At 63.3% G+C, this 25,536-nt stretch carries 23 protein-coding genes; 9 read left to right on the top strand and 14 right to left on the bottom strand.

What is annotated here, in order from left to right; all coding sequences use genetic code 11:
* Nucleotides 1-11: 11 nt before the first annotated feature.
* From OKC44_RS02830 to OKC44_RS02840, 3 genes are all read right to left on the bottom strand, one after another.
* Entirely contained in the window at nt 12-1,562 is a 1,551-nt protein-coding gene (locus tag OKC44_RS02830; RefSeq protein WP_044799449.1) for an NAD-dependent malic enzyme, read from the bottom strand.
* Nucleotides 1,563-1,573: 11 nt separating this feature from the next.
* A complete protein-coding gene (locus OKC44_RS02835; protein WP_270810922.1) occupies nt 1,574-2,881 on the bottom strand; it encodes a 2-hydroxycarboxylate transporter family protein in 1,308 nt (435 codons plus the stop codon).
* 545 nt (nt 2,882-3,426) lie between these two features.
* Nucleotides 3,427-3,618 (bottom strand): hypothetical protein, encoded by a 192-nt coding sequence (locus OKC44_RS02840; protein WP_073349272.1) that lies wholly within the window; start codon nt 3,616-3,618, stop codon nt 3,427-3,429.
* A 319-nt stretch (nt 3,619-3,937) separates the two neighbouring features.
* Between OKC44_RS02840 and slyA the strand changes: the two genes are divergently transcribed.
* The 5 genes from slyA to OKC44_RS02865 all read left to right on the top strand — a co-directional run bounded on the left by slyA (nt 3,938) and on the right by OKC44_RS02865 (nt 7,897).
* Nucleotides 3,938-4,411, top strand: a complete 474-nt coding sequence (gene slyA, locus OKC44_RS02845) for a transcriptional regulator SlyA (RefSeq protein ID WP_010634735.1) — start codon at nt 3,938-3,940, stop codon at nt 4,409-4,411.
* A gap of 1 nt (nt 4,412) precedes the next feature.
* Entirely contained in the window at nt 4,413-5,468 is a 1,056-nt protein-coding gene (locus tag OKC44_RS02850; RefSeq protein ID WP_270810924.1) for an HlyD family secretion protein, read from the top strand.
* 10 nt (nt 5,469-5,478) lie between these two features.
* Complete coding sequence (locus OKC44_RS02855; protein ID WP_065476310.1) at nt 5,479-6,507, top strand: DUF2955 domain-containing protein; 1,029 nt, start codon at nt 5,479-5,481, stop codon at nt 6,505-6,507.
* Between the two features lie 141 nt (nt 6,508-6,648).
* The gene (locus OKC44_RS02860) at nt 6,649-7,410 is read left to right on the top strand and encodes a substrate-binding periplasmic protein (protein WP_029301550.1); all 762 of its coding nucleotides are present in this window, start codon (nt 6,649-6,651) and stop codon (nt 7,408-7,410) included.
* A 127-nt stretch (nt 7,411-7,537) separates the two neighbouring features.
* Nucleotides 7,538-7,897: an MliC family protein gene (locus OKC44_RS02865; RefSeq protein WP_043168440.1), complete on the top strand. Its 360-nt coding sequence runs from the start codon at nt 7,538-7,540 to the stop codon at nt 7,895-7,897.
* 31 nt (nt 7,898-7,928) lie between these two features.
* Here OKC44_RS02865 and OKC44_RS02870 read toward each other — a convergent pair whose 3' ends face one another.
* From OKC44_RS02870 to nrdD, 4 genes are all read right to left on the bottom strand, one after another.
* The gene (locus OKC44_RS02870; protein WP_270810931.1) at nt 7,929-8,321 is read right to left on the bottom strand and encodes an energy transducer TonB; all 393 of its coding nucleotides are present in this window, start codon (nt 8,319-8,321) and stop codon (nt 7,929-7,931) included.
* A gap of 144 nt (nt 8,322-8,465) precedes the next feature.
* Nucleotides 8,466-8,636, bottom strand: coding sequence for a YqaE/Pmp3 family membrane protein (locus OKC44_RS02875; RefSeq protein WP_005303354.1), 171 nt, complete (start codon nt 8,634-8,636; stop codon nt 8,466-8,468).
* Between the two features lie 64 nt (nt 8,637-8,700).
* On the bottom strand, nt 8,701-9,210 hold the full coding sequence (gene nrdG / locus OKC44_RS02880) for an anaerobic ribonucleoside-triphosphate reductase-activating protein (RefSeq protein WP_113994904.1): 510 nt from the start codon (nt 9,208-9,210) through the stop codon (nt 8,701-8,703).
* Between the two features lie 96 nt (nt 9,211-9,306).
* On the bottom strand, nt 9,307-11,424 hold the full coding sequence (nrdD, locus tag OKC44_RS02885; protein ID WP_029301554.1) for an anaerobic ribonucleoside-triphosphate reductase: 2,118 nt from the start codon (nt 11,422-11,424) through the stop codon (nt 9,307-9,309).
* Nucleotides 11,425-11,866: 442 nt separating this feature from the next.
* On the opposite strand from nrdD, the gene OKC44_RS02890 reads away from it, so the two are divergent.
* Nucleotides 11,867-12,844 (top strand): ABC transporter substrate-binding protein, encoded by a 978-nt coding sequence (locus OKC44_RS02890; RefSeq protein ID WP_081304515.1) that lies wholly within the window; start codon nt 11,867-11,869, stop codon nt 12,842-12,844.
* A 73-nt stretch (nt 12,845-12,917) separates the two neighbouring features.
* On the opposite strand, the gene ligA is transcribed toward OKC44_RS02890, so the two are convergent.
* The 3 genes from ligA to OKC44_RS02905 form a co-directional block, all read right to left on the bottom strand.
* A complete protein-coding gene (ligA, locus tag OKC44_RS02895) occupies nt 12,918-14,924 on the bottom strand; it encodes an NAD-dependent DNA ligase LigA (protein WP_270810939.1) in 2,007 nt (668 codons plus the stop codon).
* Between the two features lie 99 nt (nt 14,925-15,023).
* Nucleotides 15,024-16,136 (bottom strand): cell division protein ZipA, encoded by a 1,113-nt coding sequence (gene zipA, locus OKC44_RS02900; protein ID WP_011705144.1) that lies wholly within the window; start codon nt 16,134-16,136, stop codon nt 15,024-15,026.
* A gap of 15 nt (nt 16,137-16,151) precedes the next feature.
* Complete coding sequence (locus OKC44_RS02905) at nt 16,152-19,526, bottom strand: AAA family ATPase (protein ID WP_270810941.1); 3,375 nt, start codon at nt 19,524-19,526, stop codon at nt 16,152-16,154.
* A 109-nt stretch (nt 19,527-19,635) separates the two neighbouring features.
* On the opposite strand from OKC44_RS02905, the gene cysZ reads away from it, so the two are divergent.
* Both cysZ and OKC44_RS02915 read left to right on the top strand, forming a co-directional pair.
* Nucleotides 19,636-20,400 (top strand): sulfate transporter CysZ, encoded by a 765-nt coding sequence (cysZ, locus tag OKC44_RS02910; protein ID WP_016349905.1) that lies wholly within the window; start codon nt 19,636-19,638, stop codon nt 20,398-20,400.
* A gap of 142 nt (nt 20,401-20,542) precedes the next feature.
* On the top strand, nt 20,543-21,157 hold the full coding sequence (locus tag OKC44_RS02915) for a trimeric intracellular cation channel family protein (protein ID WP_011705141.1): 615 nt from the start codon (nt 20,543-20,545) through the stop codon (nt 21,155-21,157).
* A gap of 94 nt (nt 21,158-21,251) precedes the next feature.
* On the opposite strand, the gene OKC44_RS02920 is transcribed toward OKC44_RS02915, so the two are convergent.
* The 4 genes from OKC44_RS02920 to OKC44_RS02935 form a co-directional block, all read right to left on the bottom strand.
* A complete protein-coding gene (locus tag OKC44_RS02920; RefSeq protein ID WP_005303367.1) occupies nt 21,252-21,503 on the bottom strand; it encodes a hypothetical protein in 252 nt (83 codons plus the stop codon).
* Nucleotides 21,504-21,596: 93 nt separating this feature from the next.
* On the bottom strand, nt 21,597-22,142 hold the full coding sequence (locus tag OKC44_RS02925) for a DUF882 domain-containing protein (protein ID WP_011705140.1): 546 nt from the start codon (nt 22,140-22,142) through the stop codon (nt 21,597-21,599).
* 150 nt (nt 22,143-22,292) lie between these two features.
* On the bottom strand, nt 22,293-23,777 hold the full coding sequence (locus OKC44_RS02930) for a L,D-transpeptidase family protein (RefSeq protein ID WP_049048373.1): 1,485 nt from the start codon (nt 23,775-23,777) through the stop codon (nt 22,293-22,295).
* 81 nt (nt 23,778-23,858) lie between these two features.
* Nucleotides 23,859-24,629, bottom strand: a complete 771-nt coding sequence (locus OKC44_RS02935) for a substrate-binding periplasmic protein (protein ID WP_236766020.1) — start codon at nt 24,627-24,629, stop codon at nt 23,859-23,861.
* Between the two features lie 326 nt (nt 24,630-24,955).
* On the opposite strand from OKC44_RS02935, the gene OKC44_RS02940 reads away from it, so the two are divergent.
* Nucleotides 24,956-25,501, top strand: coding sequence for a hypothetical protein (locus OKC44_RS02940; protein WP_016349902.1), 546 nt, complete (start codon nt 24,956-24,958; stop codon nt 25,499-25,501).
* Nucleotides 25,502-25,536: the final 35 nt, after the last annotated feature.

The raw sequence follows: 25,536 nt of genomic DNA on the forward strand, positions 1-25,536 counted from the left end.
GCCTTGCAACATCAGGACGCGGACCAATAGTGCGGGCGCCACCAGGTCTGGTCAATCAAAGGTGCGGGATCGCCGGCAAAATCCGCCAGCCCCTCGGCACGGGCACACAGTGCCACCGCCCTCGCCACCGTGCGGGCCACCTCCCCCACCTGCTCGATGGGGGGCAGCAGCCGCCCTTCGGCCAGTGGATAGGCGCCCACCGCCTGCACCGCCGCCCGCAGCATGCCGTCGCTGATGCGCCGCGCCTTGACCGCGCAGGCGCCGAGGCCGATGCCCGGGAACACATAGACGTTGTTGCACTGGGAGACCACCCGCGGCGCGCCGTCCACCGCCACCGGCGGGAAGGGGCTGCCGGTGGCGAGCAGGGCGCGCCCGCCGGTAGCCTGCCACACCTGGGCCGGGGTTGCCTCGGCGCTGCGGGTGGGGTTGGAGAGCGGCAGGATCACCGGCCGTTCGCACACCTCCCCCATGGCCGTCAGCACCGCCTCGTCGAACAGGCCGCCCTGACCGCTCACCCCAATCAGCACCCCGGGGCGCAGCCGCTCGATGAGCGCGGACAAAGAGTTGCATGCCTCCGCCGCCGGACGGGCAAACGGCTGCTGGGCAGGGGTGAGCCCGGCGCGGTCCTGGCAGACCAAGCCATCCTGATCAAACAGCTGCACCCGCTCCGTGCTGCCCGCCAGCTGGGCCAGCATGGCGGCGATGCCGCAGCCGGCCGAGCCGGCCCCGACGATGAGCACCGGGGTCTCGGCCAGCGCACTGCCCGCCTGCTGCAGGCCCGCCAGCACGCAGGCCGATGCCACCGCCGCCGTGCCCTGGATGTCGTCGTTGAACATGCAGAGCTCATCGCGGTAGCGAGCCAGCAGATTGGCGGCATGTTTGCCGGCAAAGTCTTCAAACTGCAGCACCACCTGGGGCCAGCGTTTGCGAATGGCGGCCACCACCTTGTCCATGAACTGGTAATAAGGCTCGCCATCCACCCGCGGCGCCTGCCAGCCGAGGTAGGAGTCATCTTCCAGCAGCTCGGGGTTGTTGGTGCCCACGTCCACGCACAGCGGCAGGGTGCGCGCCGGGTTGATGCCGCCGGCGGCGGAGTAGAGCGCCAGCTTGCCGATGCAGATCCCCATGCCGCCGATGCCGAGATCGCCGAGCCCCAGCACCCGCTCGCCATCGGAGATGACGATGACGTCCACCTCCTGCTCCACCGCCGCGAAGATGTCGTCCAGCTCGTCCCGGTCGTGCCAGGAGAGGTAGAGGCCGTGGCTGCGCAGATAAAGGTCGCTGTGGCGCTGGCACGCCTCTCCCACCACCGGGGTATAGATGATGGGTAACAGCTCGGGCAGGTGGTGGCGCACCAGCTCGTAGAACAGCACCGGGTTGTCCTCCTGCAGCTGGCGCAGCAGCAGGTGCTGATCAAACGGGCTCTGCATGGCCGAAACCAGCCGGTAGATGCGGCGCCGCTGCTGGGCCAGCGACTCCTCCTTGTGGGGCATGCGCCCCATCAGTCCCTGTCGCTTGCGCTCGGCATAGGGCAGGCTGGTGCCCATCATGATGTCGTTCATTATCTTGTTCCTTATGCCAGCAGCGAGATGAGCAGGGTGGCCAGGATCAGCATGACGGCCCCCCCGAGACGAGAAGAGATCTGGGCAAACGGCATCAGGGTCATGCGCTGGGCCGCCGAGAGCACGGCCACGTCGCCGGTGCCCCCCATGTTGGCCATGCACAGGCCACCGGTGATGGCCGCCTCGATGGGGTAGAAGCCGATCATTCGGCCCACCAGCGCCGCCCCCAGGGCACCGCCGACCACGGTCACCAGCACCAGCACGAAGTAGCTGACCGAGAAGGCGCTGATGAGCTCGGGGATGCTGGTGTAGGCGACACCGATCCCCACCAGCAGGGAGGGAGTCAGGTTGCTGACCACGAACTGGTACCAGTCGGCCGCCGCCTGCTCGTAGCGACGGGGCAGCAGGCCGCTCACCTTGATGACGGCCACCGCCAGGATCATCAGGGCGAAGGGATGCATGGGGATGAAGTTGCCGAGCAATGAGCCCAGCACGAACATGCTGGAGCTGATGAAGAGCCCGAGGCCCAGGCTCTCTAGCGTCGGTGCCTGCACTTTCTCTTCGGCCACGCCAGCGGCACTCTCTTTTATCATCAGCTTGCCGTTGCCGGTCAGGGAGGGGTAGCGGCGACCGAGGCGGGCCAGCAAGGTCCCCACCAGGATGGCCAGGGTGTTGGCGATCACCACCGCCGGCACCATGCGCGACAGCAGATCGGCGCTCGACATCTGCAGCGGCCCGGAGAGGATCTCCACCAGCGGCACGGCGCCGGCCCCCATGCCGCCGCCCATGATGGGCAGACCGATCAGCAGCACCGCATTCTTGAAGCCATACCCCATCAGGGCACCCACCAGACCGACGCTGAGCAGCGCCAGCGCGACGCCCCCCAGGATCACCGGCAGGTAGCGCATGGCGGCGTTCTTCAGCAGGGCGCCGCTCATGCCGAACACCGAGCCGGTCACCAGGCTGGCGATGAAGAAGTTGAGAAAGCCCCCCTCCTTCATGAAGCCGATGATCACCTGGCCCGCCTCGACGGGCAGGACCCGGTATTCAAACAGGGCGGCGCCGCCGAAGATGGCGAGTATGGTGCCGCCCCCCAGGTATTCGCGGATGGGGGTGATGCGCTCCCCCAGCTCGGTCAGCAGAGTGCCGAGCACGAACATCAAGGCCAGCGCACCGACCATGCCGAGTGGCAAAGAGCCGTTCCAGCCCGAGAAGAGTACGCAGGTGGCAAGCCCGAGGAAGATCATCATGGGCATGCCGGCAATCTGTCGGTCGCCAAACAGCGCGATCCGGGTCTGTGGGGTAGAGAGGTTTTTCATTGTTATGCTCCAGCGTGTGGTGTGGCGCCACTCTAGCCATCTCTCTCCCCCCTGTCGGTTAGCCTGTCTGCAAAGGCATATAAAAACATTAAATTCTTAAACGTTATGGCTGGCAGAGGATGCCGCCCGGCCTGTTATTTGCATTATTCAGGCGCACTATTGTGCCGCGCCAATCAAACCGGTGGGTACTCATCTCTCAATGCCAGCAGGCTCTTGATGGGGCCATTATCAAATAATGATTAAATAATGGGCGGCATGCTTCTCAATAATGGGAAACCATGCTTGCCCCGCTCCACGCTATTTAGATTGATCACCGGCAAGGATTGAGTGGCGATCTCAAGATCGGCAAATACCAATCGGACAAACCGCCGCAGACCGGAAGAAACAACTGGAAGATTGTGGGCGTGCGATCACGTCGAGGTCCGCAAAGATGATCTGCCCATGGCAGGCGGTGCCTGCCTCAGGGGCGCGTTTAAGCCGATACAAGCGGGCCCTCCAACAGACCGTCAGGTGATGATGACGGCCTCATGACATAAACCGAAAAACTATTCGGCTAATAACAGTGGAATATTGGCAGGGTCAAATTCATGACAGGTTTCGGTACTTTCCAGGCTGAGCCCATAATGGCCATCGGCAACATATTCCACCTCCACCAACAGACTCTCGATGGAGAAATGGGGGTCACCCGATTCATATCGTTCCACAGCTATCGTCTCCCTGTTTAGCTGACCCATCAATATTAGTGGATAAAAAACAGCCTGCCGAATTCAGATAATATTTTTCTGCCGCCAACATGATCGGCCATGGCTATTCCAAGGCTATTTTCAGCACGGATTGGTGACATTATTTGGTTATTTCGCCGGCCCATGGCGGGAATGGTTCACCCAAATAGGCTCGCGGCAGACACGGGTGGCTGCCAGCGGGGAGCTCAAGCCCAGCAAGCAAGCTCCACAAGAAACCTACCTCCAATTTTCATAAACAAGATCGCGATCACACTATTTACTTAGCCTGCTAAACAACTACAATGCTTAGCAAGCTAAGTAAATGGAGAGCCTCATGATGAAGGATCTGGAAATGTTGCGCGAGCTGTCCCTCGCCGAACGGGTCGGCCGGCTGCATCGGCTGTGGCGCACCGTGGCCGATCTCGAACTGGCCCCCCTCGGCCTCACCCACCCCCGCTGGACAGCGCTGTGGAAGCTGAGCCGGCTCGGTGGGCACCTCAGCCAGAAGACCCTGGCCGAAGCGCTGGAGATTGAACTGCCCTCCCTGATGCGCACCCTGGGCCAGCTGGAAGAGCAGGGGCTGGTGGAGCGCCACTGCTGCAGTCAGGACAAGCGGGCCCGCATCGTCACCCTGACTCCGGCCGGCAAGGCGCTGCTCGACCAGATTGAAGATCGCATCATGGAGATACGCCGGGAGCTGCTCGCCGGCATCAGCCAGCGGGAGCTGGAACAGTTTGAAGATATCGTGCACCGCATCTGCGCTAATGCCCTCGGCAAGATAGGTGCACAGAGTGAAGAGAGAGAGTGAAATGACCCCGGATCAACAATTCAAGCGCTGGATAAAATGGGCCATGGGCGCCTTCGTACTGGTCTTTGCCTACTTCCTGCTGGCCGACCTCAAGATGCCGCTCACCCCGCAAGCCATGGCGACCCGCGTCGTGACCAAGATGGCGCCCCAGGTCAGCGGCAAGGTGGTCGAGGTGGCCGTCGGCAACAACCAGCACGTCAAGCAGGGCGACCTGCTGTTCGTGCTCGATCCCGCCCCCTTTGAGCTGGCGGTGGAGCAGCCCCGTCTCGCCCTGGCCCAGGCCGAGCAGCAGAATCGCCAGCTCGATGCCACCCTCAATGCCGCCAGCGCCGACTTCAGTTCGCTGCAGACCCAGGCCGCCCTCAAGCTGCGGGAAGCGGAGCGCATCGACGCCCTCTATCGCCGCCACATGGTCTCCGAGCAGCAGAAGGATGATGCCGACAGCGCGTTTCGCACCGCCCAGGCCAACCTGCTGGCCAGCAAGGCTCGCATGACCCAGGCCAGGGTCAACCGCGGTCTGCCCGGCGACGACAACCTGCTGCTGCGCCAGGCCCGCAACCGCCTCGCCCAGGCCGAGCTCAACCTCGCCTACAGCCGGGTGCACGCCAGCCAGGACGGCATCATCACCAACCTGCAGCTCAAGCCGGGCAGCTTCGCCGCGGCGGGTGCACCGCTGCTGGCGCTGGTCTCCGAGCAGGTGGACGTGATCGCCGATTTTCGCGAGAAGAGCCTGCGCCACGTCAATCAGGACAGCCAGGCACTGGTCGCCTTCGATGGCGAGCCGGGTCGCCTCTATACGGCCCGGGTCACCAGCCTGGATGCCGGGGTCAGCGCCGGCCAGTTCGATGCCAACGGCCTCCTGGCCAGCCCCACCGAGTCGGATCGCTGGGTACGCGACGCCCAGCGCCTGCGCCTGCACCTGGCACTGGAACAGCTGCCCGCCCATCTGCCGGCCGGTGCCCGCGCCACCGTGCAGCTGCTGCCCGACAACGCCCTGACCGGACTGCTGGCCCGCGCCCAGATCCGCCTGCTCAGTCTGCTGCACTACATCTACTGAGGTGACGGCAATGACGCTATGGCACAGGCCCCTCACCGCCAACGAACTGCGCCAATGCCTGCGCATCGCCTTTGGCAGCACTACCGGCTTTCTGCTCTGCAAGCTGTTTGGCTGGAACTACGGCGTCTTCTACACCGTCACGCCGGTGCTGCTGCTGGGCATGGTGCCGGTGATGAACGGCCATGCCGCCCGCCAGCTGATCGCCGCCGCCGTGGTCTGCGGGCTGGAGGTGGGGCTGCTGGGGGGGCTGTTTGGCGGTCATCCCGGCCTGATGATCCCCATCGCCTTCCTGCTGTTTCTCTACCGCTTCGCCGCCATGTCGCGGGGCAGCCTGTTCCTGTTCGGTGCCAACGGGGTATTGAGTCTCAGCATCATGCTGCACTTTGCCAGCTACCCGCAGACCGATCTCAACGACCTCATCTTCAGCAACCTGTGGGCCAGCGTGCTGTCGGTGCTCATCGCCTACTTGATGACGGCGCTGATCCCGGACGTGGAGGAGCGCCCCAAACCGGCCCCCTCCCCCAAGGCACCGCACCGGATGCGGCACGAGGCGCTGCTTGGCGCCAGCATCGCCACCCTCTCCTTCATGGTGTTCCAGATCTTTGATCTGCGGGACTCCATGTCGGCCCAGGCCACGACCCTGCTGGTGCTCTTCCCCATGCACTGGGACGGCGCCCTGAGCTATGCCCGCAAGCGGGCCATGGGTACCCTGCTCGGGGTGAGTTTTGGCCTGGTCAGCCAGCTGGTGCTCTACGACTGGTCGGGACTGCTGTTGCTGGTCGCCCCCATGCTCTGGCTCGGCGCCATGCTGTTCAGCCATGCCCACGTGAAGGAGGCGAGCGGTTCCGGGGTCGGCTTCGGTGCCCTCACCACCCTCGGCATCCTGTTTGGCCAATACCTGACGCCGGGCAACGATCTGGTGTTCAGCGCCCTCTACCGGGTCAGCAGCATCTTGTTTGCCATCGTCGCCACCCTGCTGGCCTGTTACCTCATCCACCGACTGCTTAACCGCTTCGAGGCCACTCGGTTCGGTTATTGACCCCCTGTTGTTAGCTCAAGGATGTGCTGCCTTTCGCCCCGCTATGCCTACCGGGGCGTTTTTTTGTCTCCCGTTTGACGGCGCCTGCGGCCAGCCCCAGCAACTATGCTTGCTAGGGCAGTCGGCAACAGGAGAGAGACCATGGCACGAGCAGCATACATCCACTGGTTGGCAATCACTCTGCTGCTGGGGATGACCTGTGCCCGGGCAGAGCAGGTGCTCATTGCCGCCGAGGATGACTGGGCCCCCTACTGCGCCCTCGACAAGCAGAGCGGTCAGCCGCAGGGGCTGGCCCCCGAGCTGGTGAAGGCGGCCTTTGCCGCCGAGGGGGTCGACGTCGAGTTTCGCACCATCCCCTTCGCCCGCTGCATGTACGAGGCGCGCAGCGACAAGGTGCTCGGCTGCTTCGATGCCACCATCACCGAGGAGAACCGCTACCAGTACTTCTGGCACGAGACCCCCATGTTCGAGGAGGATCTCGCCATCTTCGCCCTGGCCCGCGAACCGCGCCGGGATCTCAAGCTCACCTCGCTGGAACAGAAGACGGTGGGCATCACCCTTGGCTACACCTACCCCACCGACTTCATGGAAAACCCCAGGATCACCCGCTTCCAGGCCAAGTCCGATGCCCAGATCATCGAGATGCTGGTGCGCGGCCGGGTCGACTACATCCTGATGAACGAGATGCCGGGCTACCTCAAGATCCAGCAAAAACAGCTGAGCGGGAAGGTGGTCAAGGTGGGCAAGATCTCCACCGACGGCTTCTGGCTCGCCTTCTCCCGCGCCCATCCCCAGGGCGAGGCAATGGCCAAGCGCTTCGAGGAGGGGCTGCAGAAGATCCGCAACAACGGCACTTACGAGGCGCTGGTGCGCGCCTTCGAGGCCCGACTCGGCCTGCATTGAGCCACAGCTCATTAGCGCTTCTTTTGACGCCCATGGACGCATATCGACGCAAGCCGGATCGAGGCCCATTGCACCCCTTTGGCAAGCTGTTAGGATCACGCCCGGATGACACCGATGGAGAATCAACATGAAGCACGCCAACCTTCTGCTGCTGGGCATCACGAGCCTGACCCTGCTGAGCGGCTGCGAACGCGGCGCCGGCACCCTGAGCGTGACCGGTGGCGATCCCGTCACCTATCTGTGTGAACAGGGCAAACGGGTGCAGGTACGCTACTTCGCCCTCTCCGATCAGAGCCTCAACTTCGTCAAGCTGGCGCTGCCAGACGGCAAGGATTACACCCTGCCGCAGAGCGTTTCCGCCTCCGGCGCCCGCTACACCGACGACCATGAGGCCGTCTGGTGGAACAAGGGAGATGAAGGCTTTGTCGAGATGCGCGACAAGGATGGCGAGTGGCAGAGCGTCTACAACGACTGCAAGCAGCAGTAAACAACAACCCCGGCCAGGCCGGGGTTGTTGTTTACTCCACTTCAATCTCGTAGCGACCCACCACTCGCACCGGAATGGCCTGCGGGTTCTGCTTCGACACGCGATAGCGGGTCTTGGCCAGCCCCGACAGGGCGATCAGGTCCAGCACGCCGGGCGGCTCCGAGGCCACAATCTCTGGGCTGAACAGATTGCCGTTGGAGTCGATGAGATAACGGATCTCCACATAGCCCTTGACGGGCCGCTTGGCTGGCGCACCGCCCACTGGTTCAAACGGAGGCACCTCGCCATCCTGCACCCAGTATTTGCCAAGCTCCGCCATGGTCACCTCCAGCGGCGGCTGGTTCAGTTTCACGGTGGGACTGGGGCTGGCACAGCCCCCCAGCAGACCGAGCACAGTGCCCAGCAGCAAGACCTTCAAACCCATTCAACACTCCTTGTTGAGTCAGATCAGAGGGGTCACCCCTCCCCGGCAGGGTTACCGGCCCGTTACTGTAACAATCGGAACCCGTTTGAGCAGCATAAAAAAAGCCAACCCCATCGGGTTGGCTTTTAGCAAAGCGGCTCAGCGTCAGCCGCGCTTGTCGCTGACCACCAGCCAGAGCGCATGCACCATGCCGGGCAGGCCGCCGAGCAGGGTCAGCACTATGTTGATCAGAAAATGCAGGCTGAAGCCCACCTGAAGAAAGGCACAGACCGGGGGCAGAAAGATGGCCAGCAGGATCTTGAGCAGATTGTTCATCTCGGATTTCCTCGTCAACGATGTCACAGGGATAGCAATGGGCTAACCATAAACATCCCTGGCTTCAACTGCAAACCAGACAGGGAATGCGCTCACCCCCTTCCCGCCAGGCATTGAGGTCGTGGATGACCTGATTGCTGCTGCCGCGCCAGAGCAGGCCGGGATCCGCCAGCCCCTTCTCGAACTTGCCATCCACCAGCACGTCCAGCAAGGCCACCAGCTCGCGCTGGGCCGGGCTGAGCTCACCAAGCAGATAGCCGGTCCAGCACCAGATGTCCTTGCCGGGGCACTCGGCGCGCACCCGTTTAACCAGCGCCAGCACGTGGGGCACGTTGGCGGGGTGGAGCGGATCGCCGCCGGAGAGCGACAGCCCGCGCCGCTTGATGCGCGTGTCGTTGAGATCCGCGATGACGCGATCGCTCATCGCCTCATCGAACGGCTTGCCGCCATCGAGCCGCCAGGTGCTCTGGTTGTAGCAGCCGGGGCACTGGTGCTCGCAACCCGAGACGAACAGGGTGGCACGGGTGCCGGGGCCGTTGATCACATCGACCGGGTAGTATTGGTGGTAGTGCATCGCTTGTTTCCTGCCTCCTTCATGGGTGTGCAAACGGTCGCCACCCCATGAAAATGGCCCCTTGCAACAGGGGCCAGCGCTTCATCGTTACCGCACTTACATATGTTTGACGCGGCGCTTCACCTCTTCCTGCTTGCCCGCATTGAAGGGGCGCGCATCCGGGCTGCCGAGGTAGCCGCAGACACGGCGGGTCACCGACACCTTGGCCGGGTCGTGGTTGCCGCAGCGCGGGCAGGTGAAGCCCTTGGAGGTGCACTCGAACTCGCCGGTAAAGCCACACTCGTAGCACTCGTCGATGGGGGTGTTGGTACCGTAGTAGGGCACCTTGTCATAGCTGTAGTCCCAGACGTTCTCCAGCGCTTCCAGGTTGTGCTGGATGTTGGGGTACTCGCCGTAGCAGATGAAGCCGCCGCTGGCGATGGGCGGATAGGGTGCCTCGAAGTCCAGCTTGTCGTACGGGTTGACCTGCTTCTCCACGTCGAGGTGGAAGCTGTTGGTGTAGTAACCCTTGTCGGTCACCCCCGCCACCACGCCAAACTCCTTGGCGTCGATGCGGCAGAAGCGGGAGCAGAGGTTCTCGCTCGGGGTGGAGTAGAGGCTGAAGCCGTAGCCGGTCTCCTCCTTCCACTCGTCGGTGGCCGCCTTGAGCCGCGCAATGATGGCGATGGCCTTCTGCTGCAGTTCGGCGCTGTCAAACAGGTGCACCTGATCGCCAAACAGGGCGTTGATGGTCTCGTGTACCCCGATGTAGCCAAGGGAGATGGAGGCGCGACCGTGCTTGAAGATCTCGCTGACATTGTCGTCGGCCTTCAGGCGTACCCCGCAGGCCCCTTCCATGTAGAGGATGGGCGCGACCCGGGCCTTGACCCCGTCGAGGCGCTTGATACGGTACATCAGCGCGGTCTTGGCTACCCGCAGGGCGGCGTCCAGCTTGTCCCAGAAGTCCGCTTCATCGCGGGATTTCAGGGCGATGCGCGGCAGGTTGAGGCTTACCACGCCTAAGTTGTTGCGCCCTTCGTGGACCAGCTCACCGTGCTCCTCGTAAGCACCGAGGAAGGAGCGGCAGCCCATGGGCGTCTTGAAGGAGCCGGTCACCTTGACCACCTGGTCGTAGTTGAGGATGTCCGGGTACATCCGCTTGGAGGCGCACTCCAGCGCCAGCTGCTTGATGTCGTAGTTGGGATCGCCCTGCTTGTGGTTGAGGCCATCCTTGATGGCAAACACCAGTTTCGGGAACACGGCGGTCTTCTTGTTCTTGCCAAGGCCGGCGATGCGGTTGCTCAAGATGGCGCGCTGGATCAGGCGTGACTGCCAGCTGTCGCCGAGGCCAAAGCCAAAGGTGACAAACGGGGTCTGCCCGTTGGCGGTGTGCAGGGTGTTGACCTCGTACTCCAGCGACTGGAAGGCGTCGTAGCACTCCTTCTCGGTGCGGGCCATGGCGTAGGCATCCACATCGCTGATGCCCCACTCCAGCGCCACTTCCCGGTGCTTCTCCCAGCTGATGGTCACATAGGGGGCCAGTACTTCGTCGATGCGGTTGATGGTGGTGCCGCCATAGATGTGGCTCGCCACCTGGGCGATGATCTGGGCCGTGACCGCGGTGGCGGTGCTGATGGACTTGGGAGTGTCGATCTCCGCGTTGCCCATCTTGAAGCCGTGGGTCAACATCCCCTTCAAGTCGATCAACATGCAGTTGAACATGGGGAAGAAGGGGGAGTAGTCGAGATCGTGGAAGTGCAGATCGCCGCTCTCGTGGGCCTGTACCACATCGCGGGGCAGCATGTGACTGGTGGCGTAGTGCTTGGCGACGATGCCCGCCAGCAGGTCACGCTGGGTCGGGATCACCTTGGAATCCTTGTTGGCGTTCTCGTTGAGCAGGGCCGCGTTGGTCTGCTCCACCAGGCCGCGGATCTCCTGGGCCAGCCGGCCGCGGGCCTCGCGGGCTTGATCCCGGTCGTGACGGTATTCGATGTAGGCACGGGCGATGGCCTTGTCGTCGGAGGCCATCAGGTGGTTCTCGACCCGGTTCTGGATCTCGTGGATGTCCACTTCCCCCCGTCCTTCCAGCTCCTGGGTGACGGCGGCGGCAATGCGCTCGGCCAGCGCCGGGCTGGCCTGATTGACCGCTTCTGCCGCTCGGCCCACTGCCTCGGCAATCAGCTGGGCATTGAATGGTGCGCGACATCCATCACGTTTGATCACAACCGGTTTCATGGATTTTCCCCGTTAAAAAGGCCAGGCTCTCGCCCTCGGCTTACCCTTGTTTGGCCCCCTCCTCCACGCCTCGTCCTCGGCGCAAATAAATTCAGCCGAGGCTTGACAAGCCAGGGCTGACGATGAGAAGGGAACAGCTTGTATACAGCTTAATAACACAACATATAGGCATTAAAAACTAATACAGCCCTATATGTGGTGTCTATTAGGCACCAAAGCGTGACCGTATTTCTTGATCCAGAACAGGTTTTGAGGCGAGTGGCGCAGTTCCCGACCAGTCATAAACGGCCCCATACAAGACCCAATTCAAGCCTGATGCGGGCTGGCGCCCGATACCGGCCAGAGGGAAAAAGATTTCCCTTCCGACAGTAATTGACCGGGACAGGTTTGCACCAAGATGGACATAATGAAGGACAACTCCTCTTGTTCGATGGGAAGCGACATGACCAACCCGCTATTGCTGCTACTGCTGCTGTGTGCCCTTCCGTTGCGGTTGTGGGCGGCCGAGATTCTGGTGATCAGCAGCTACCACCCCGAATACCTGTGGGATCAGAGCTACAACGCCAGCCTGGCCGCCAACCTCAAGGGCGACCACCACATCAGCCACTTCTACATGGATACCAAGCGCCGCCCCGCCGAGGAGTTCGATCAGATAGCCGAGCAGGCGCTCGCCTACTATCGCCAGGTGAAACCGGATCTGGTGGTACTCGGCGATGACAACGCCATCAACTACCTGGCCAGCGACATCGCCTCCCTCGGCACCCCGGTAGTGTTTCTCGGCATGAACGAGAACCCGCGCCACAAGGGGCTGGTCGGCCACCCCAAGATCACCGGCGTGCTGGAGCGCCCCCTGCTCAAACGCAACATCAGCGAGATGAGCCAGCTGATGGGGGGGATCAAGAAGGCACTGGTGCTGTTTGACTCGAGCAACGTGGCGCTCACCGCCATCGAGGATGAATTCAAGACCCAGACCGAGCTGCGGGTCGGCCAGACCCGGGTCAACAGCCAGCTCATCGGCGACTACAGCCTGTGGCAGGAGGCCGTGCTCAATGCCAAGCAGAGTGGTTATGAAGCCATCTTTATCGGCCTCTACCACACGCTGGTGGACGATGATGGCAAGCACGTGAGCGAGCAGACTGTGCTGGAATGGACCAGCGCCCACAGCCCGGTACCGCTGTTCTGTTTCTGGGAGTTTTCGGTGGGCAAGGGCAAGGCCATCGGTGGCCTGGTACTGGATGGCCGCGATCAGGGGGCCAAGGCGGCCGAGCTGGTCAACGCCATCCTGGCGGGTGCCCAGCCCAAAACCCTGGCACCGCGCGCCGCCCTGCGTGGCGAGTATGTGTTCAGCAAGAGCGAGCTGGCCCGCTGGCAGCTCACCCTGCCGGACAAGTGGCGCTACAAGATCCTCTGGCGTGATTGAGCGCTGATCAGCGCCCCCATAACAAAGAACCCGGCCATGCCGGGTTCTTTGTTTATCTGATTGAAGCTGCAACTCAGCCCTGCAACGCCTGTTGCAGCTCCTCTTCACTCCAGACGGTGATGCCGAGCTCCTGGGCCTTGACCAGCTTGGAGCCTGCCGCCTCTCCCGCTACCAGCACATCGGTCTTGGCCGACACCGAGCCCGCCACCTTGGCCCCCAGCGCCTGCAGCGCCGCCTTGGCGTCGTTGCGCGACAGGGTGGTGAGGGTACCGGTCAGCACGAAGGTCTTGCCAGCAAAAGGCTGCTCGCTTGCCTCTTTCTTCTCGATGGCCGGCCAGTGGATGCCGGCGGCCAACAGGGCCTCCAGCACCTCGATGTTGTGGGGCTGGCGCAGGAAGTAGTAGACATGCTTGGCCACTATGTCCCCCACGTCGGCCACTTCCAGCAACTGCTCCACCGAGGCGGCGCGCAGGGCGTCCAGGGTGAGGAAGTGGTTGGCGAGGTTCAAGGCGGTCGCCTCCCCCACTTCGCGGATCCCCAGCGCAAACAGGAAGCGGGGCAGCGTGGTGCTGCGAGCCGCATCGATGGCCGCCACCAGATTGAGGGCCGACTTTTGTCCCATCCGCTCGAGCCCGGCCAGCTGGATGGCGTTGAGGCTGAACAAGTCCGCCGGGGTCTTCACCAGCCCCTTGTCCACCAGCTGCTCCACTATCTTGTCGCCAAGGCCGTCCACGTCCATGGCACGACGGGCGGCGAAGTGCTTGATCGCCTCCTTGCGCTGCGCCTCGCAGAACAGGCCGCCGGAGCAACGGGTCACCGCCTCTCCCTCCAGCCGCTCCACCGCCGAACCGCACACCGGGCACTCGGTCGGGAACAGGATCGCGCGGGCATCCGCCGGGCGCTGCGCCTCCACCACCGCCACGATCTGCGGGATCACATCCCCGGCCCGGCGCACGATCACGGTGTCGCCGATCATGACGCCAAGGCGCTCAATCTCGTCGGCATTGTGCAGGGTGGCGTTGGAGACGGTGACGCCGCCGACGAACACCGGTTTGAGCTTGGCCACCGGGGTCACGGCGCCGGTACGGCCGACCTGGAACTCGACGTTCTCAAGCTCCGTCATCTCCTCCTGGGCCGGGAACTTGTGGGCGGTGGCCCAACGCGGGGCGCGGGCCACAAAGCCGAGCTCCTCCTGCAGGGGGATGGCATCCACCTTGTAGACCACGCCGTCAATCTCGTAGGGGAGCTCGCTACGGCGCGCCAGGATGTCGTCGTGGAACGCCTGGCAACCGGCGGCCCCCTCCTTGAGCTTCACTTCAGGGCTGAGCGGCAGCCCCCAGCCTTTCAACTGGTTGAGGCGCTCGAAGTGGGAGCCACCGAGCTGCTCGCCGCCCACCCCCACGCCATAGGCGTAGAAGGCCAGCGGGCGGCTGGCGGTGATGCGCGAGTCGAGCTGACGCAGGCTGCCGGCGGCGGCATTGCGCGGGTTGACGAACACCTTCTCGCCCGCGGCCAGCGCCTTGGCGTTCATCGCCTCGAACCCCGCCTTGGGCATGAACACCTCGCCACGCACCTCCAGCCGGGCCGGCCAGCCCTCGCCGCGCAGGGACAAGGGAATGGCCTTGATGGTGCGCACGTTCTCGGTGATCTCCTCACCCGTGGTGCCATCGCCCCGGGTGGCGGCCTGCACCAGCTGGCCATCCACATAGAGCAGGCTCACCGCCAGACCGTCCAGCTTGGGCTCGCAGCAGAAGGTAAAGCTCACCTCCCGCTTGAGGCGATCGCGCATGCGCTGCTCGAAGGCCTGCAACTCCTCGCCGCTGAACACGTTGTCCAGGCTCAGCATGGGGATCTCGTGGCGCACCTGTTTGAAGGCGGTCAGCGGCTGGCCGCCCACCCGTACGCTCGGCGAGGCCGGCGTCTTCAGCTCGGGGTGTTCGGCTTCCAGCGCGATCAGCTCGCGCATCAGGCGATCGTATTCGGCGTCCGGCACCGTGGGGTTGTCCAGCACATAGTACTGATGACCATACTCGATCAGCAGCTCACACAGTTGACGGTGGCGGGAGAGGATATCGCTCATGAAAAAGTCTCGAAGTGTGATGGAAAAACCGGCCAGCGGACCAATAAAAATGCGGCACCTGGGTACCGCACTTTTTATTCATTCGACCCGCATGGCGTATTAGTCGCGACTGGCCTCGTAGGCGGCCAGCTCATGCCGGTAACGGGCGATGGTTTCGTCGCTCAGCGGGCTGCGATCCATATCCGTCAGCATGGCATCGAGATCGCTGGCCAGCTGATCGGCGGCCTGCAGCATGTCCTCGAAGGCAAACGCAGCGTTGCTGCGCAGCGGCAGCTGCATGAAGAGCGACACGCCCGGGGTGGCGAACTGCTCCATCCGGTACGGGTTGAAGGTGCCCGGCTTGACCATGTTGATCATGGAGAAGAGCACTTCTCCCTTGCCGTTCGGATCTTCATGGCGGTGGAAAATATCCATCTCGCCAAACTTGAAGCCCAGCGCCAGCAGGGAAGAGAGCAGGGTGGCCCCTTGCAGATCGTGACCCGGACGGCCCATCAGGTTGATGACATAGACATCCTGCCAGATCTTCTCGACCGGCGCGGCACGTACCGGCTCTTCATAGACGGGCTCCTCGTAGGCAGGCTCGGGGGCTGCATGACGGGGCTGCGCCTGGTATTCGGGAGCGGCGACCGGGGCCGGCTCGCGGGCACCGAAAGTGGGTGCGGTCGCGTAGGCGGGCTCGACCAGCGGCTCTTCGTCCAGCGGTTGCAGCAGCGGCTCGCGCTGGGGACGGGAACGGTGGACCGGGGTACGGCGAATGACCTGGGCGGGCTTGCGCACCGGCGCGGCAGGCACTTCCTCGACGGCTGCGGCAACCGGCTCCTCGAACTCCTCCTCGTCTTCTTCATAGACGGGGGGTGGCGGCACGGGGCGGGCGGCAGGCTTGCGTACCACGGGCGGCGGCAGATCGGCGTCGTCATCTTCATCATCGAAGGCGGGCGCAGGCGCACGACGGCTGACTTCCGGCTGGCGTGGCTCATCATGGTGGAGTTTGGGCTCGGCACGACGGCCACCGCTGACCACTCGCACCTGACCGATGCCATCGCTGTCGAAGGCGTCGTTGTCACGATCCCGTGATTTGGATTCCATCCGGCCCAGAGGTTTCTCTTTGATCGGTGCCTGACGATTCTTTCTGTTGCTCCACAACCCGTGAATGAGCAATGCCGCGATGGCAATACCGCCCAGGGCAACCAAGATGTAACGCAATTCCTGCATTAGCTGCTTCTCTTTCTAGTTTTGCTCAGCCAAAGCGACGGCTTCACCGATATCGACCGACACTATGCGCGAAACCCCGGGCTCTTGCATCGTGACGCCAACCAGCTGCTCAGCCATCTCCATGGAGACCTTATTATGACTGATGTAAACGAACTGTACTGTGCTCGACATCTCTTTGACAAGAGAACAGAAGCGACCGACGTTCACTTCATCGAGCGGTGCATCCACCTCATCCAGCAGACAAAATGGTGCTGGGTTGAGTCTGAAGATGGCAAAAACCAGCGCAAGTGCGGTTAACGCCTTCTCCCCCCCGGAAAGCAGGGCAATGGTAGCATTCTTCTTACCCGGAGGTCTCGCCATGATGCTCACTCCGGCCTCCAAAAGATCATCGGAGGTGAGCTCAAGCCAGGCACTGCCCCCCCCGAACACTTTCGGAAAGAGGGATTTTAAATCTTCATTGACCTTATCGAAAGTATCCCGGAACCGTATTTGTGTCTCTTTATCAATTCTTTTAATGGCTTGGCTCAAGGTTTCCAGCGCCTGCTCCAGATCCTGGCACTGGTTTTCCAGGTAGCTTGAGCGGGTTTTCGCCTCTTCATACTCCTCGAGGGCCGCCAGGTTGATGGCGCCAAGTGCCTCCACCTGTGCCTCCAGGGTCTGGATCTCCTGGCGCAGCTTGCCGCGATCAGCGGCAATCAGCACCGCCTGATCGAGATCCACCAGCCGCACGCCCAACTCTTCGAACTGCTCGTGCAACCCCTGCCGGCGCGTCAGGTTGCGTTCACGCTCAAGGCGCAGGGTCGCCAGTTTCTCCTGAATTTGCACCAGCTGCTTGTGATCGGCGCTTCTGGCCTGCTCCAGCTCGGTCAGCTGACGCTCCAGCTCCGCAAGCCGCTGATGACAGGCGAGCTGCTGCGCCTCAAGATTGCGCTGCTCGGCCAGCAGGGGCGACAGATCCTGACCCGGCGCAGCGCCCGGCTCCTTGAGCTCGGCCAGCTCCAGCCCGAGGCGGGCCAGCTCCTGTTCGCGCAGGGCGATGAGCTGGCGCAAGTTCTGCTGCTCCAGTTGCAGTCGCTGGCAGGCGGCCTGCTGCTGCTCCCGGCGCAAGCGCGCCTCCTCCAGCGCCCGCTCCGCCCCGCTCGCCTGCTCCTGGGCAAGCAGCAGCGCCTCGGCAAGCGCCTCGCCCTGCTCCTGCAACTCGCCAAGGGCCGCTTCACCCTGCTCAAGCCGCTCCCCGGTCGACGCCAGACGCTCGGCCTCCTCGGCCTGCTCCTGGTCGAGCATGATCAGCTCTTCCCCCAGCTGGCCGAGGCGCTGCAACCGCTCCTGCCGTTGCCCCTCGCGCAGGCTCCAGGCTTCGCGCAGTTGCTGCCACTGCTGCTCCTGCTCGCGCAGGGTGCGCTGAGCCAGCTCATGGGCGCCGTGCAGCTGGGCCCGCGTCGCGTCGGCGGCGGCAAACTGCTCATCGAGCCGGCGCAGCGCCTCCCGGCCTGCGGCCTGCTCGGTGTGCAACCGCTCACGCTCGCCGAGCAGCGCCAGGGTACCGAGGGCCATGCCCTCCCCCAGATCCGCCCAGTTGGGACCAAACCAGTCGCCCGCAGGAGTGAGCAGCGACTCACCGGCCGTCAGGCTCGGCTGGCGGGCCAATGCTGCCTCCCGACTCTCCACCAGCCAGATGGCATTGAGGAAGGAAGGGATGTGCTCGCCGCCCAGCTGCGCCGCCAGGGTACCGGCAACCGCCGGCTGGGCCGGGCCGATCCAGAGCCCGGACTGCGTGAGATTGCACTCATCCGCCGGGGTGGCGGTGAGCCAGCGGCCGAGCACCTTGTCCAGCCCTTGAGCCCACTCGGGGGGCACCTGCAGCCGATCCGCCAGGGTGGCGCCCGCCATCTGCTCCCCCAGGATCTGATCCAGGGTGGCGAGGCGAGCCTCCAGCTCGCGCAGCAAGCCCTGCTGGTGACCCTGCTCTGTCTTGAGTGCTTCATGATGTGCCACGGCGGCCTGCCACGCCGCTTCGGACTCCTCATGGCGGGCGCGGGAGAGCGCGAGTTCCGCCGCCAGCACATCGAGCGCCGGTTGCAGATTCTCCCCTTCCCCGCCGAGGGGCCCGGCCTGTTCATCTTCCAGCTTGAGACGGGCCAGCCGGGTCTTGGCCTGCAGCTCCTGCAGACCGTTCACCTCGGCGCGGGTCTGATTGAGCCGCCCCTGTAACTGGCCCAGCTGCTGCTGCCACTGCTGCTGGCGCTGGCGCGCCTGCTCGAGCCGCTCGGTCGCCGCCGCCCGCACGCTCTGCTGGTCGGTAAGCAACTGCTCACACTGCTCGAGGCGCGCCGATGCCACCTCGCCCTGCAACGTGCTTTCGCTCAACTGTTCCAGCTGGCTAGCCAGCTGGGCCTTGAGCCCCTCGATGCGCTCGCCGAGGGCTTGCCGCCTCGCCTGCCAGTCGCGGCCAAGCTCGCTCTGGTGCAGTTGCTGCTGCTCGAGACGGGCGATGGCCTGCCCGCCGAGAAAAATCTGTTGCTGGCGGCTGGCCTGCTCGGCCTGCGCCTCCTGGCGGGCCACCGACAGGGTGACGTGACGCCCCTCGTCGGCGGTGCGCTTGGCATCGAGCGCCGCCAGTGCCTGTTCGGTCTGGGCCAGTTCGGTCTTGGCCTCGCCGAGGCGCGTCTCCAGCGCCCACAGTTCCGAGCCGATCAGCTCGGCGCGGGCGGCGCGCGAACGGCTCTTGAGCTGCTTGTAGCGCTCGGCGGTCTCGGCCTGGGCCTTGAGATGCTCGAGGCGTGAGCCCAGTTCGCCGCGAATGTCGCCCAGGCGCTCCAGGTTCTCCTGGGTATGGCGGATGCGCTGCTCGGTCTCGCGGCGCCGCTCCTTGTAACGGGAAACCCCGGCGGCCTCTTCCATGAACAGCTTGAGATCGGCTGGGCGGGACTCCACCAGCCGACTGACGGTGCCCTGTTCGATGATGGCGTAGCTGCGGGGCCCGAGGCCGGTGCCGAGGAAGAGGTCGGTCACGTCCTTGCGGCGGCACTTCTGGCCGTTGATCTGGTAGTGGTTGGAGCCGTCGCGCAGCACTTCGCGGCGCACCGAGATCTCGGTAAAGCGGCCAAACTCGCCGGGCACCCGGTTGTGGGGATTGTCGAACACCAGCTCCACCGAGGCACGGCCGTGGGCGCTGCGGTTGACGGAGCCGTTGAAGATGACATCGGTCATGTTTTCGCCGCGCAGATGGCGGGCGGAGCTCTCCCCCAGCACCCAGCGCACGGCGTCGATGACGTTGGATTTGCCGCAGCCGTTGGGGCCCACCACGGCGGTCATGTCGGCGTTGAGCTCGATGCGGGTCGGCTCGACAAACGACTTGAAACCGGCGAGTTTGATCAATTTCAGACGCATGGCGGCCTATGTGGGTAACGAAATAAAGAGGAGGCGGGCAGGCGACTTTACCAAATCAAAAGCTTGTTTGTAATATGCAGGCAGTTTCCCATGAACAGATGGAGCTCAGATGAGCCACTCACCCCGTATGGTAAAAGACTCGATCAGCGGCGCAGACTACTTCCTGCGCGGCTTCTCGCTCATTCGCCAGCCCGGCATCCGCACCTTCGTGCTGATCCCCCTGCTGGTCAACTTCGTGCTGTTTGCCGGCGCCTTCTACGCCCTGCTGCTGCAGCTGGACGGCCTGTTCGGCTGGCTGCACCAGCAGATCCCGAGCTGGCTCGACTGGCTGGACTATCTGCTCTGGCCCATCGCCCTGGTCACCATCCTGGTGGTCTTCTCCTTCCTGTTCAGCTCGGTGGCCAACTGGATAGCGGCCCCCTTCAACGGCCTGCTGGCGGAGAAGGTGGAACAGGCTCTCACCGGCGAGACCGTCAGCGATACCGGCATGCTGGACATCGTCAAGGACGTGCCGCGCACCTTCGGCCGCGAGTGGACCAAGCTCAAATACTACCTGCCCAAGGCCATCGGCTGCCTGATCCTGTTCCTCATTCCGGTGGTGGGCCAGACCCTGGCGCCGGTGCTCTGGTTCCTGTTCAGCGCCTGGATGATGGCGATCCAGTACGTCGACTATCCGTTCGACAACCACAAGATCGACTTCATCACCATGCGCGACGCCCTCAAGCAGCGGCGCGGCAAGTGCCTGAGCTTCGGTGCCCTGGTCACCCTCTTCTCCGCCATCCCGGTGGTGAACCTGTTCGTGATGCCGGTGGCCATCTGCGGCGCCACCGCCATGTGGGTCGATCACTACCGCGCCGAGCAACTCAGACGCTGAGCCGGTTGCTGGTGACAACGGGGCTCCCTTGGGTGCCCCGTTTCATTTTTGCATTATAAAAAATAATGCATAGCCTTCATTGCTTGTCCCCTATAGCGCGAGTTGATAGGATGCGGAGCTTTCTCGCACCCTGGGATATCTCATGTTACATGCACTCTTCTTGCTGGGCCTGGTGGCCGAAGGGATGACAGGCGCGCTGGCCGCAGGCCGGCGACGGATGGATCTGTTTGGCGTGGTGATCATCGCATCGGCGACCGCCATCGGGGGCGGCACCATTCGCGACGTGCTGCTGGGTCATTACCCCCTGCTCTGGGTTGAACACCCGGAGTATGTGCTGCTGGTCGCTGGCGCGGCCATGGCCGGCGTCATCTCGGCGCCGCTGATGCGCTACCTCGGCAAGCTGTTCATGGCGCTCGATGCCCTGGGGCTGGTGGTCTTCTCCATCTTCGGCGCGGCAAGGGCGCTGGAAATGGGCCACGGCGCCGGGATCGCCTGCATCATGGCGGTGGTGACGGGGGCCTTCGGCGGCGTGCTCAGAGACCTGCTCTGCCAGCGCATTCCACTGGTGTTTCGCCGCGAGCTCTATGCCGCCATCTCGCTGGTGACGGCCGCCATCTACTGCCTGGCGCTGGATCAGGGTCTGCCCAACGACTGGGCCGCCTTCGGCGCCATCGGCATCGGTTTCGTGCTGCGCCTCCTGGCGGTGCGCTTCAAGTGGGGGCTGCCTACCTTCCACTACCAGTACGCCACGCACTGAGCGCGCCAGCTTCTGGCAAGCCGGTACGGATTGCAGCCAACAAAAAAGCGCCGGTCAGGCGCTTTTTTATATGGGCAACGGGGCTGTGGCTACCTCAGTTGATCCCTTCCGAGCTGAAGAAGGTCGCCTTGTCGGCGATGAAACGGATCTTGATGTTCTTGCCCTCGTCGCCCCAGATGCAGCTGGTGGTCCCCAGTGCATCGTCACAACGCTCGGCCTTGCCGAGGATGCTGCTCGCCTCGGCGTAGCTGATCCCCATCTTGAGCTTGTCGTAGTTTTCACGGTTGAGCTTGCCGCAACCCGTCAGCAGCAGGGCAATCAGCCCGCCAAGCAAAATATGTTTCATCTGGTTCTCCTCTGCATGGTGTCCAGAGCCTACCAGCTCGGCCACCCCGCTGACCAGTCCACCCGCCGGGCAGGAGTGGTCGGCAGCCGGCCGTTACCAGCTACGCACCGGCCCGGTGTCGAGGTGCACGAAGTTGTCGCTCGGGTAGTAACCGACGCCACCCACCTTGAGATGGAGCGCCGCCTTGCGCAGGTGCGCCAGCTGAACTCCGGGAATGCGCACATCCACCGCCTGCCCCAGGGTATGGTAGCTGTGCTTGGCCACGGCGCGGCTGCGGCTGCGCTTCTGGCGATTGGTCACGGGGGAGCGATAGCCCGAGATGAGCTGGATTTCACCGTGACGACCCAGCTTGTGCTGCAGCAGGTAGAGCTGGTCGAACAGCTTGCGGTCGATGTTGAATACTTCGTTGCGACGGTAGTCGCGAAAGATGTGGTTGAGCTCGGCCAGCCCGTCTTTCAGGTAGCGGCCGTCTTCCCAATAGCTGGCGCGCACCCGCTCGCCGGTATTGAGATTGAAGAAACTGAGTTCACGTCCTGCCGTACTGCGGCTCGCCATGGCGGGGAAGGACAGCAGCGAGCCCCCCAACAGGCAACCGGCACCCAGCAGCAGGCGACGTCGGCTTATCTCTTGATCAAGCATCCCTTGTCCGTCCATCGCTATGTTGAGGTGAAACCGTTGAATGAATTTGATACAGGCGCTTGAAACTACCCGCCGAGCCGGCCGCTGTCAAACCGCAAGGGGCCATGAAAAAGCCCGGCGCAGGCCGGGCTTTTCACTCTGTGGCGAGGATCACAGCAAGCGACTCTGGTAGCTGACTCGATCAAATCCATAGATGTCGTTGCGCAGTTGCTGACGTCCATCCTCGTCGATCCAGCTGCTCCAGTAGACGGTGAACACCGGGATCGGGGTGGTCAGCGGCAGCCACTTGGTCTGGGTCTCTTTCAGGATGCTGGCCACCTTGTCCGGCTGGTAGCGGGAGTCCGCCAGCAGCAACTCGGCCAGATCGTCGGCATGCTCCACTCGGATGCAGCCTGAGCTGAAGGCGCGCGCCCCCTGCTCGAACAGCGCCTTGCGCGGCGTGGAGTGCAGGTAGATGGCCTCGTTGTTGGGTAGATAGAACTTGTAGCGACCCAGCGCATTGTGATCGCCCGGCTTTTGCCGCAGCCGATAGGGGAAGCCGGACGCCAGCGCCTGCTGCCAGCCCTCTTCGGTAAACTGCACCGGATTGCCCTCGCCGTCGATCACCTCGAACTGCTCGCGATTGAGGTAGGCGGGATCCCGTCCCAGCTTGGGCAGAATGTCTTTGCTCAAGATGGAGCGCGGCACGTGCCAGGCCGGGTTCAGCACGATGGAGCGGATCTCGCTGGCGAGGATCGGGGTCGCCCGCTGCTCCTTGCCCACGATCACCCGGCTGGTGAATACCTCGTTGCCGGACTCCACCACGCTCAACCGATAGTCGGGGATGTTGACCAGCACGTAGCGGGCGCCGGAGAGCTGATCCACCAGATCACGTCGCCACAGGTTGCGCAGCAGCAGGCTAGCGCGCACCTCGGGCCCGGTATTGAGCCAGCTGCGGGTCTGCCGGCCTATGATGCCGTCGGCGGTCAGGCCGTGGCGGCGCTGGAACTGCTTGACGGCCTGCAGGGTCTCGGCGTCGTAGGTGGCGTCATCATGGCGCGGGGCCGTGTCGCCCAGCTCGTTGAGGATGGAGCGGATCTGGCCCAGCTCCGGGGAGACTTCACCGGCCCGCAGGGTCGGCATGGTCAGGGTCGGCCACTTCTTGGCCATGGGCAGCGCCAGCAGCTTGCGCACTTCCTCGCGCACCGCGTCATATTCCGCGACCTGGGGTCTGAGCTGCCTGACCTGCTCCAGCAGGTTGTCGCCGGCCGGCTCGTGGGCAAGCGGCTTGTTGAGGTTGAGCTTGAGGGTCTGCATCTGCTCGCGGGAGACCAGATCCATGGCCCGCCACGCCTGCTGGAACCGGGCCAGCTTGCCGAACGCCTCGTCATAGAGGGCGCCACGCTGATCCGCCGGCTTGGCCTGCAGTTTCTTCCAGAGCGTGTAAAAATCCGGGTGCAACTGGGCCAGCACGGCTTCCTGCAGCTGCAGCTCCAGCTCACGCCTGGCCTGCTCTGCGGTGCTGTTCTGATACCAGTCGTGCTGCATCGCAGCATTGCTTACCACCACCTGGCCCTCGCTGGCCTGTACCATGGCCGCCGGCCAGCAGCCCAGCCAGATCAGGTTTGCCAATGCCAGCCAATACTTCTTCCCCATGCTTACCTCAAGATCGGTTCACTTCAGCCTGTCAGACCCGGCGGTCAAGGCGCTCATGATGCGTGAATGCCCGCGACTTTACTAGCTGGCGGGCGCGTAGCGCCGCCAGATAATGTCATACTCATTTGTTGCTTTAAATTCAGCCAGCTCGCGATTGAACGCGCTGACAAATTCGGGTGACAGCCGCTTCTTGCTGAACATGAAGAAGGTCGGCGCTTCATATACGGCCATGGTGTGGGGGACGATCAGATCGCCCAGCCCCTCCTCCTTCAGGCCCCAGGGGGTGGCCAGCACATCGCCGAGAAAGCCGTCGATGCGCCCCAGCACCAGCTTGCCATAGTTTTGCTCGTCATTGACCACGCTCACCTGGGCGGCATAACGGCGCAGCAACTCGCTGATCTCGGCCCCATAGTAGTAGTCCTTGGTGATGCCCAGGGTATGGCCGCTGGCCAGCCAGCTGGCCAGATCGGTTTCGGGGTAAGAGGATGACTTGCGGATCCAGAGCGCGCTGCGACCCGGATTGTAGGCATCGGAGAACCAGGCATAGCGGGCGCGGTCCTCGTTGAAATAGGCCTCCATGGCGATGTCGACCGAGCCCAGCGACAGACCGTGCAGCACCCGCTTCCAGGGCATCTCCACATAGCTGGCCTTGCAGTCGAGCCGCTTGAGCATGGCGGTGAGCGCCTCGACGGCAAAGCCGCGCAGCTCCTTCTGCCCGGCCGCCGTGCCGGCGTAATAGTGATAAGGCGGCCAGTTGTCAAAACCGACCCGCAAGGGCGAGGGACACAGACTGTTTGCCGAGGCCAGCGGCGCCAGCAAGCAGAGCATCCAGCAGCAGAGTTTCAGCTTCATGGGTCATCCTTGACTGCGTGATACGCCATCATAAATCGGCCTAGGCAAAATGGCGACAGATCCTGCCACAGCGATGCAGGCTCCCGGCCGTGTGAGCGGCACCCTCGTTTATGCTTGTCGAAGCCGGGCCTGAAATGCCCCCGGCCTGCGCCGGATCTCCGGCTCGCCAGGGCAGGTAAAATACGGGAACAGCAACATTTGGAACACCGGCCGGAAAGGGGTTAATATGTGACCAAATATATTTTTGTGATCCACTATGCTTTTTTTGCAATTGGATTAGCATATGCGCGAAATCAGCCTACAAACCGTGAGGCGCAGAGAGTGATATGACGTACAAAAAGTTTGGTTTTCTGACCGCCATCATGGCGCTGAGTGGTTTCTACCTTTATACCCTCTACCTGGCCGCCCACCCCAACGTGAGCCTGGCCTACAAGCTCTATTACTTGGAAGGCAAGACCCGCTTCTGGGAGCACAACTCCAGCATGACCTACCAGCCCGGCAACGAGCTCAATCTGACCAAGCCGAGCCGTTTTCTCTCCAGCGAAGGCTGGGCCAAGAAGCCGAGCGCGGACGGCACCGAATTGAGCGGCCAGGGCGGCCTCTACTTCGTGCTGCCCAAGCAGCAGGCACAGCCGGAACAGCTGACCATCCAGGCCCGGGTCAACAGCCCGCAGGCCGGTGCTCTGCTCAAGGTGGCGCTGGGTCACGATTTCACCACCACCGTCAAGCTGGCCAAGGCCGGCATCAACGAGATCCGTCTCAGCCTGCCGGGCGAGTCGCTGACCTCGGACCCCAAGCGTCCCAACTTTCTGGCGCTCTCCGCCCCGACGCCGCTCAATGTCCAGTCGGTGCGCTTGACCGTCGCCCAATAAGACGTATTCTCCAATACGCTGTTTTATAAAATAAT

This window comes from Aeromonas sp. S41-2, from assembly GCF_027705845.1.
GTDB classification, from domain to species: Bacteria; Pseudomonadota; Gammaproteobacteria; order Enterobacterales; family Aeromonadaceae; genus Aeromonas; species Aeromonas hydrophila.

Bases quoted from the DNA above. Each gene is read 5' to 3' on its own strand.
- OKC44_RS02865 (WP_043168440.1), top strand. From the start codon at position 7,538: ATGAAGCACGCCAACCTTCTGCTGCTGGGCATCACGAGCCTGACCCTG.
- OKC44_RS02920 (WP_005303367.1), bottom strand. From the start codon at position 21,503: ATGAAACATATTTTGCTTGGCGGGCTGATTGCCCTGCTGCTGACGGGT.
- OKC44_RS02890 (WP_081304515.1), top strand. From the start codon at position 11,867: ATGACCAACCCGCTATTGCTGCTACTGCTGCTGTGTGCCCTTCCGTTG.
- OKC44_RS02870 (WP_270810931.1), bottom strand. From the start codon at position 8,321: ATGGGTTTGAAGGTCTTGCTGCTGGGCACTGTGCTCGGTCTGCTGGGG.
- zipA (WP_011705144.1), bottom strand. From the start codon at position 16,136: ATGCAGGAATTGCGTTACATCTTGGTTGCCCTGGGCGGTATTGCCATC.
- OKC44_RS02835 (WP_270810922.1), bottom strand. From the start codon at position 2,881: ATGAAAAACCTCTCTACCCCACAGACCCGGATCGCGCTGTTTGGCGAC.
- OKC44_RS02915 (WP_011705141.1), top strand. From the start codon at position 20,543: ATGTTACATGCACTCTTCTTGCTGGGCCTGGTGGCCGAAGGGATGACA.
- OKC44_RS02905 (WP_270810941.1), bottom strand. From the start codon at position 19,526: ATGCGTCTGAAATTGATCAAACTCGCCGGTTTCAAGTCGTTTGTCGAG.
- OKC44_RS02940 (WP_016349902.1), top strand. From the start codon at position 24,956: ATGACGTACAAAAAGTTTGGTTTTCTGACCGCCATCATGGCGCTGAGT.
- OKC44_RS02930 (WP_049048373.1), bottom strand. From the start codon at position 23,777: ATGGGGAAGAAGTATTGGCTGGCATTGGCAAACCTGATCTGGCTGGGC.
- OKC44_RS02855 (WP_065476310.1), top strand. From the start codon at position 5,479: ATGACGCTATGGCACAGGCCCCTCACCGCCAACGAACTGCGCCAATGC.
- OKC44_RS02860 (WP_029301550.1), top strand. From the start codon at position 6,649: ATGGCACGAGCAGCATACATCCACTGGTTGGCAATCACTCTGCTGCTG.
- ligA (WP_270810939.1), bottom strand. From the start codon at position 14,924: ATGAGCGATATCCTCTCCCGCCACCGTCAACTGTGTGAGCTGCTGATC.
- cysZ (WP_016349905.1), top strand. From the start codon at position 19,636: ATGAGCCACTCACCCCGTATGGTAAAAGACTCGATCAGCGGCGCAGAC.
- nrdG (WP_113994904.1), bottom strand. From the start codon at position 9,210: ATGCACTACCACCAATACTACCCGGTCGATGTGATCAACGGCCCCGGC.
- OKC44_RS02935 (WP_236766020.1), bottom strand. From the start codon at position 24,629: ATGAAGCTGAAACTCTGCTGCTGGATGCTCTGCTTGCTGGCGCCGCTG.
- OKC44_RS02850 (WP_270810924.1), top strand. From the start codon at position 4,413: ATGACCCCGGATCAACAATTCAAGCGCTGGATAAAATGGGCCATGGGC.
- OKC44_RS02925 (WP_011705140.1), bottom strand. From the start codon at position 22,142: ATGCTTGATCAAGAGATAAGCCGACGTCGCCTGCTGCTGGGTGCCGGT.
- OKC44_RS02830 (WP_044799449.1), bottom strand. From the start codon at position 1,562: ATGAACGACATCATGATGGGCACCAGCCTGCCCTATGCCGAGCGCAAG.
- OKC44_RS02875 (WP_005303354.1), bottom strand. From the start codon at position 8,636: ATGAACAATCTGCTCAAGATCCTGCTGGCCATCTTTCTGCCCCCGGTC.
- slyA (WP_010634735.1), top strand. From the start codon at position 3,938: ATGATGAAGGATCTGGAAATGTTGCGCGAGCTGTCCCTCGCCGAACGG.
- nrdD (WP_029301554.1), bottom strand. From the start codon at position 11,424: ATGAAACCGGTTGTGATCAAACGTGATGGATGTCGCGCACCATTCAAT.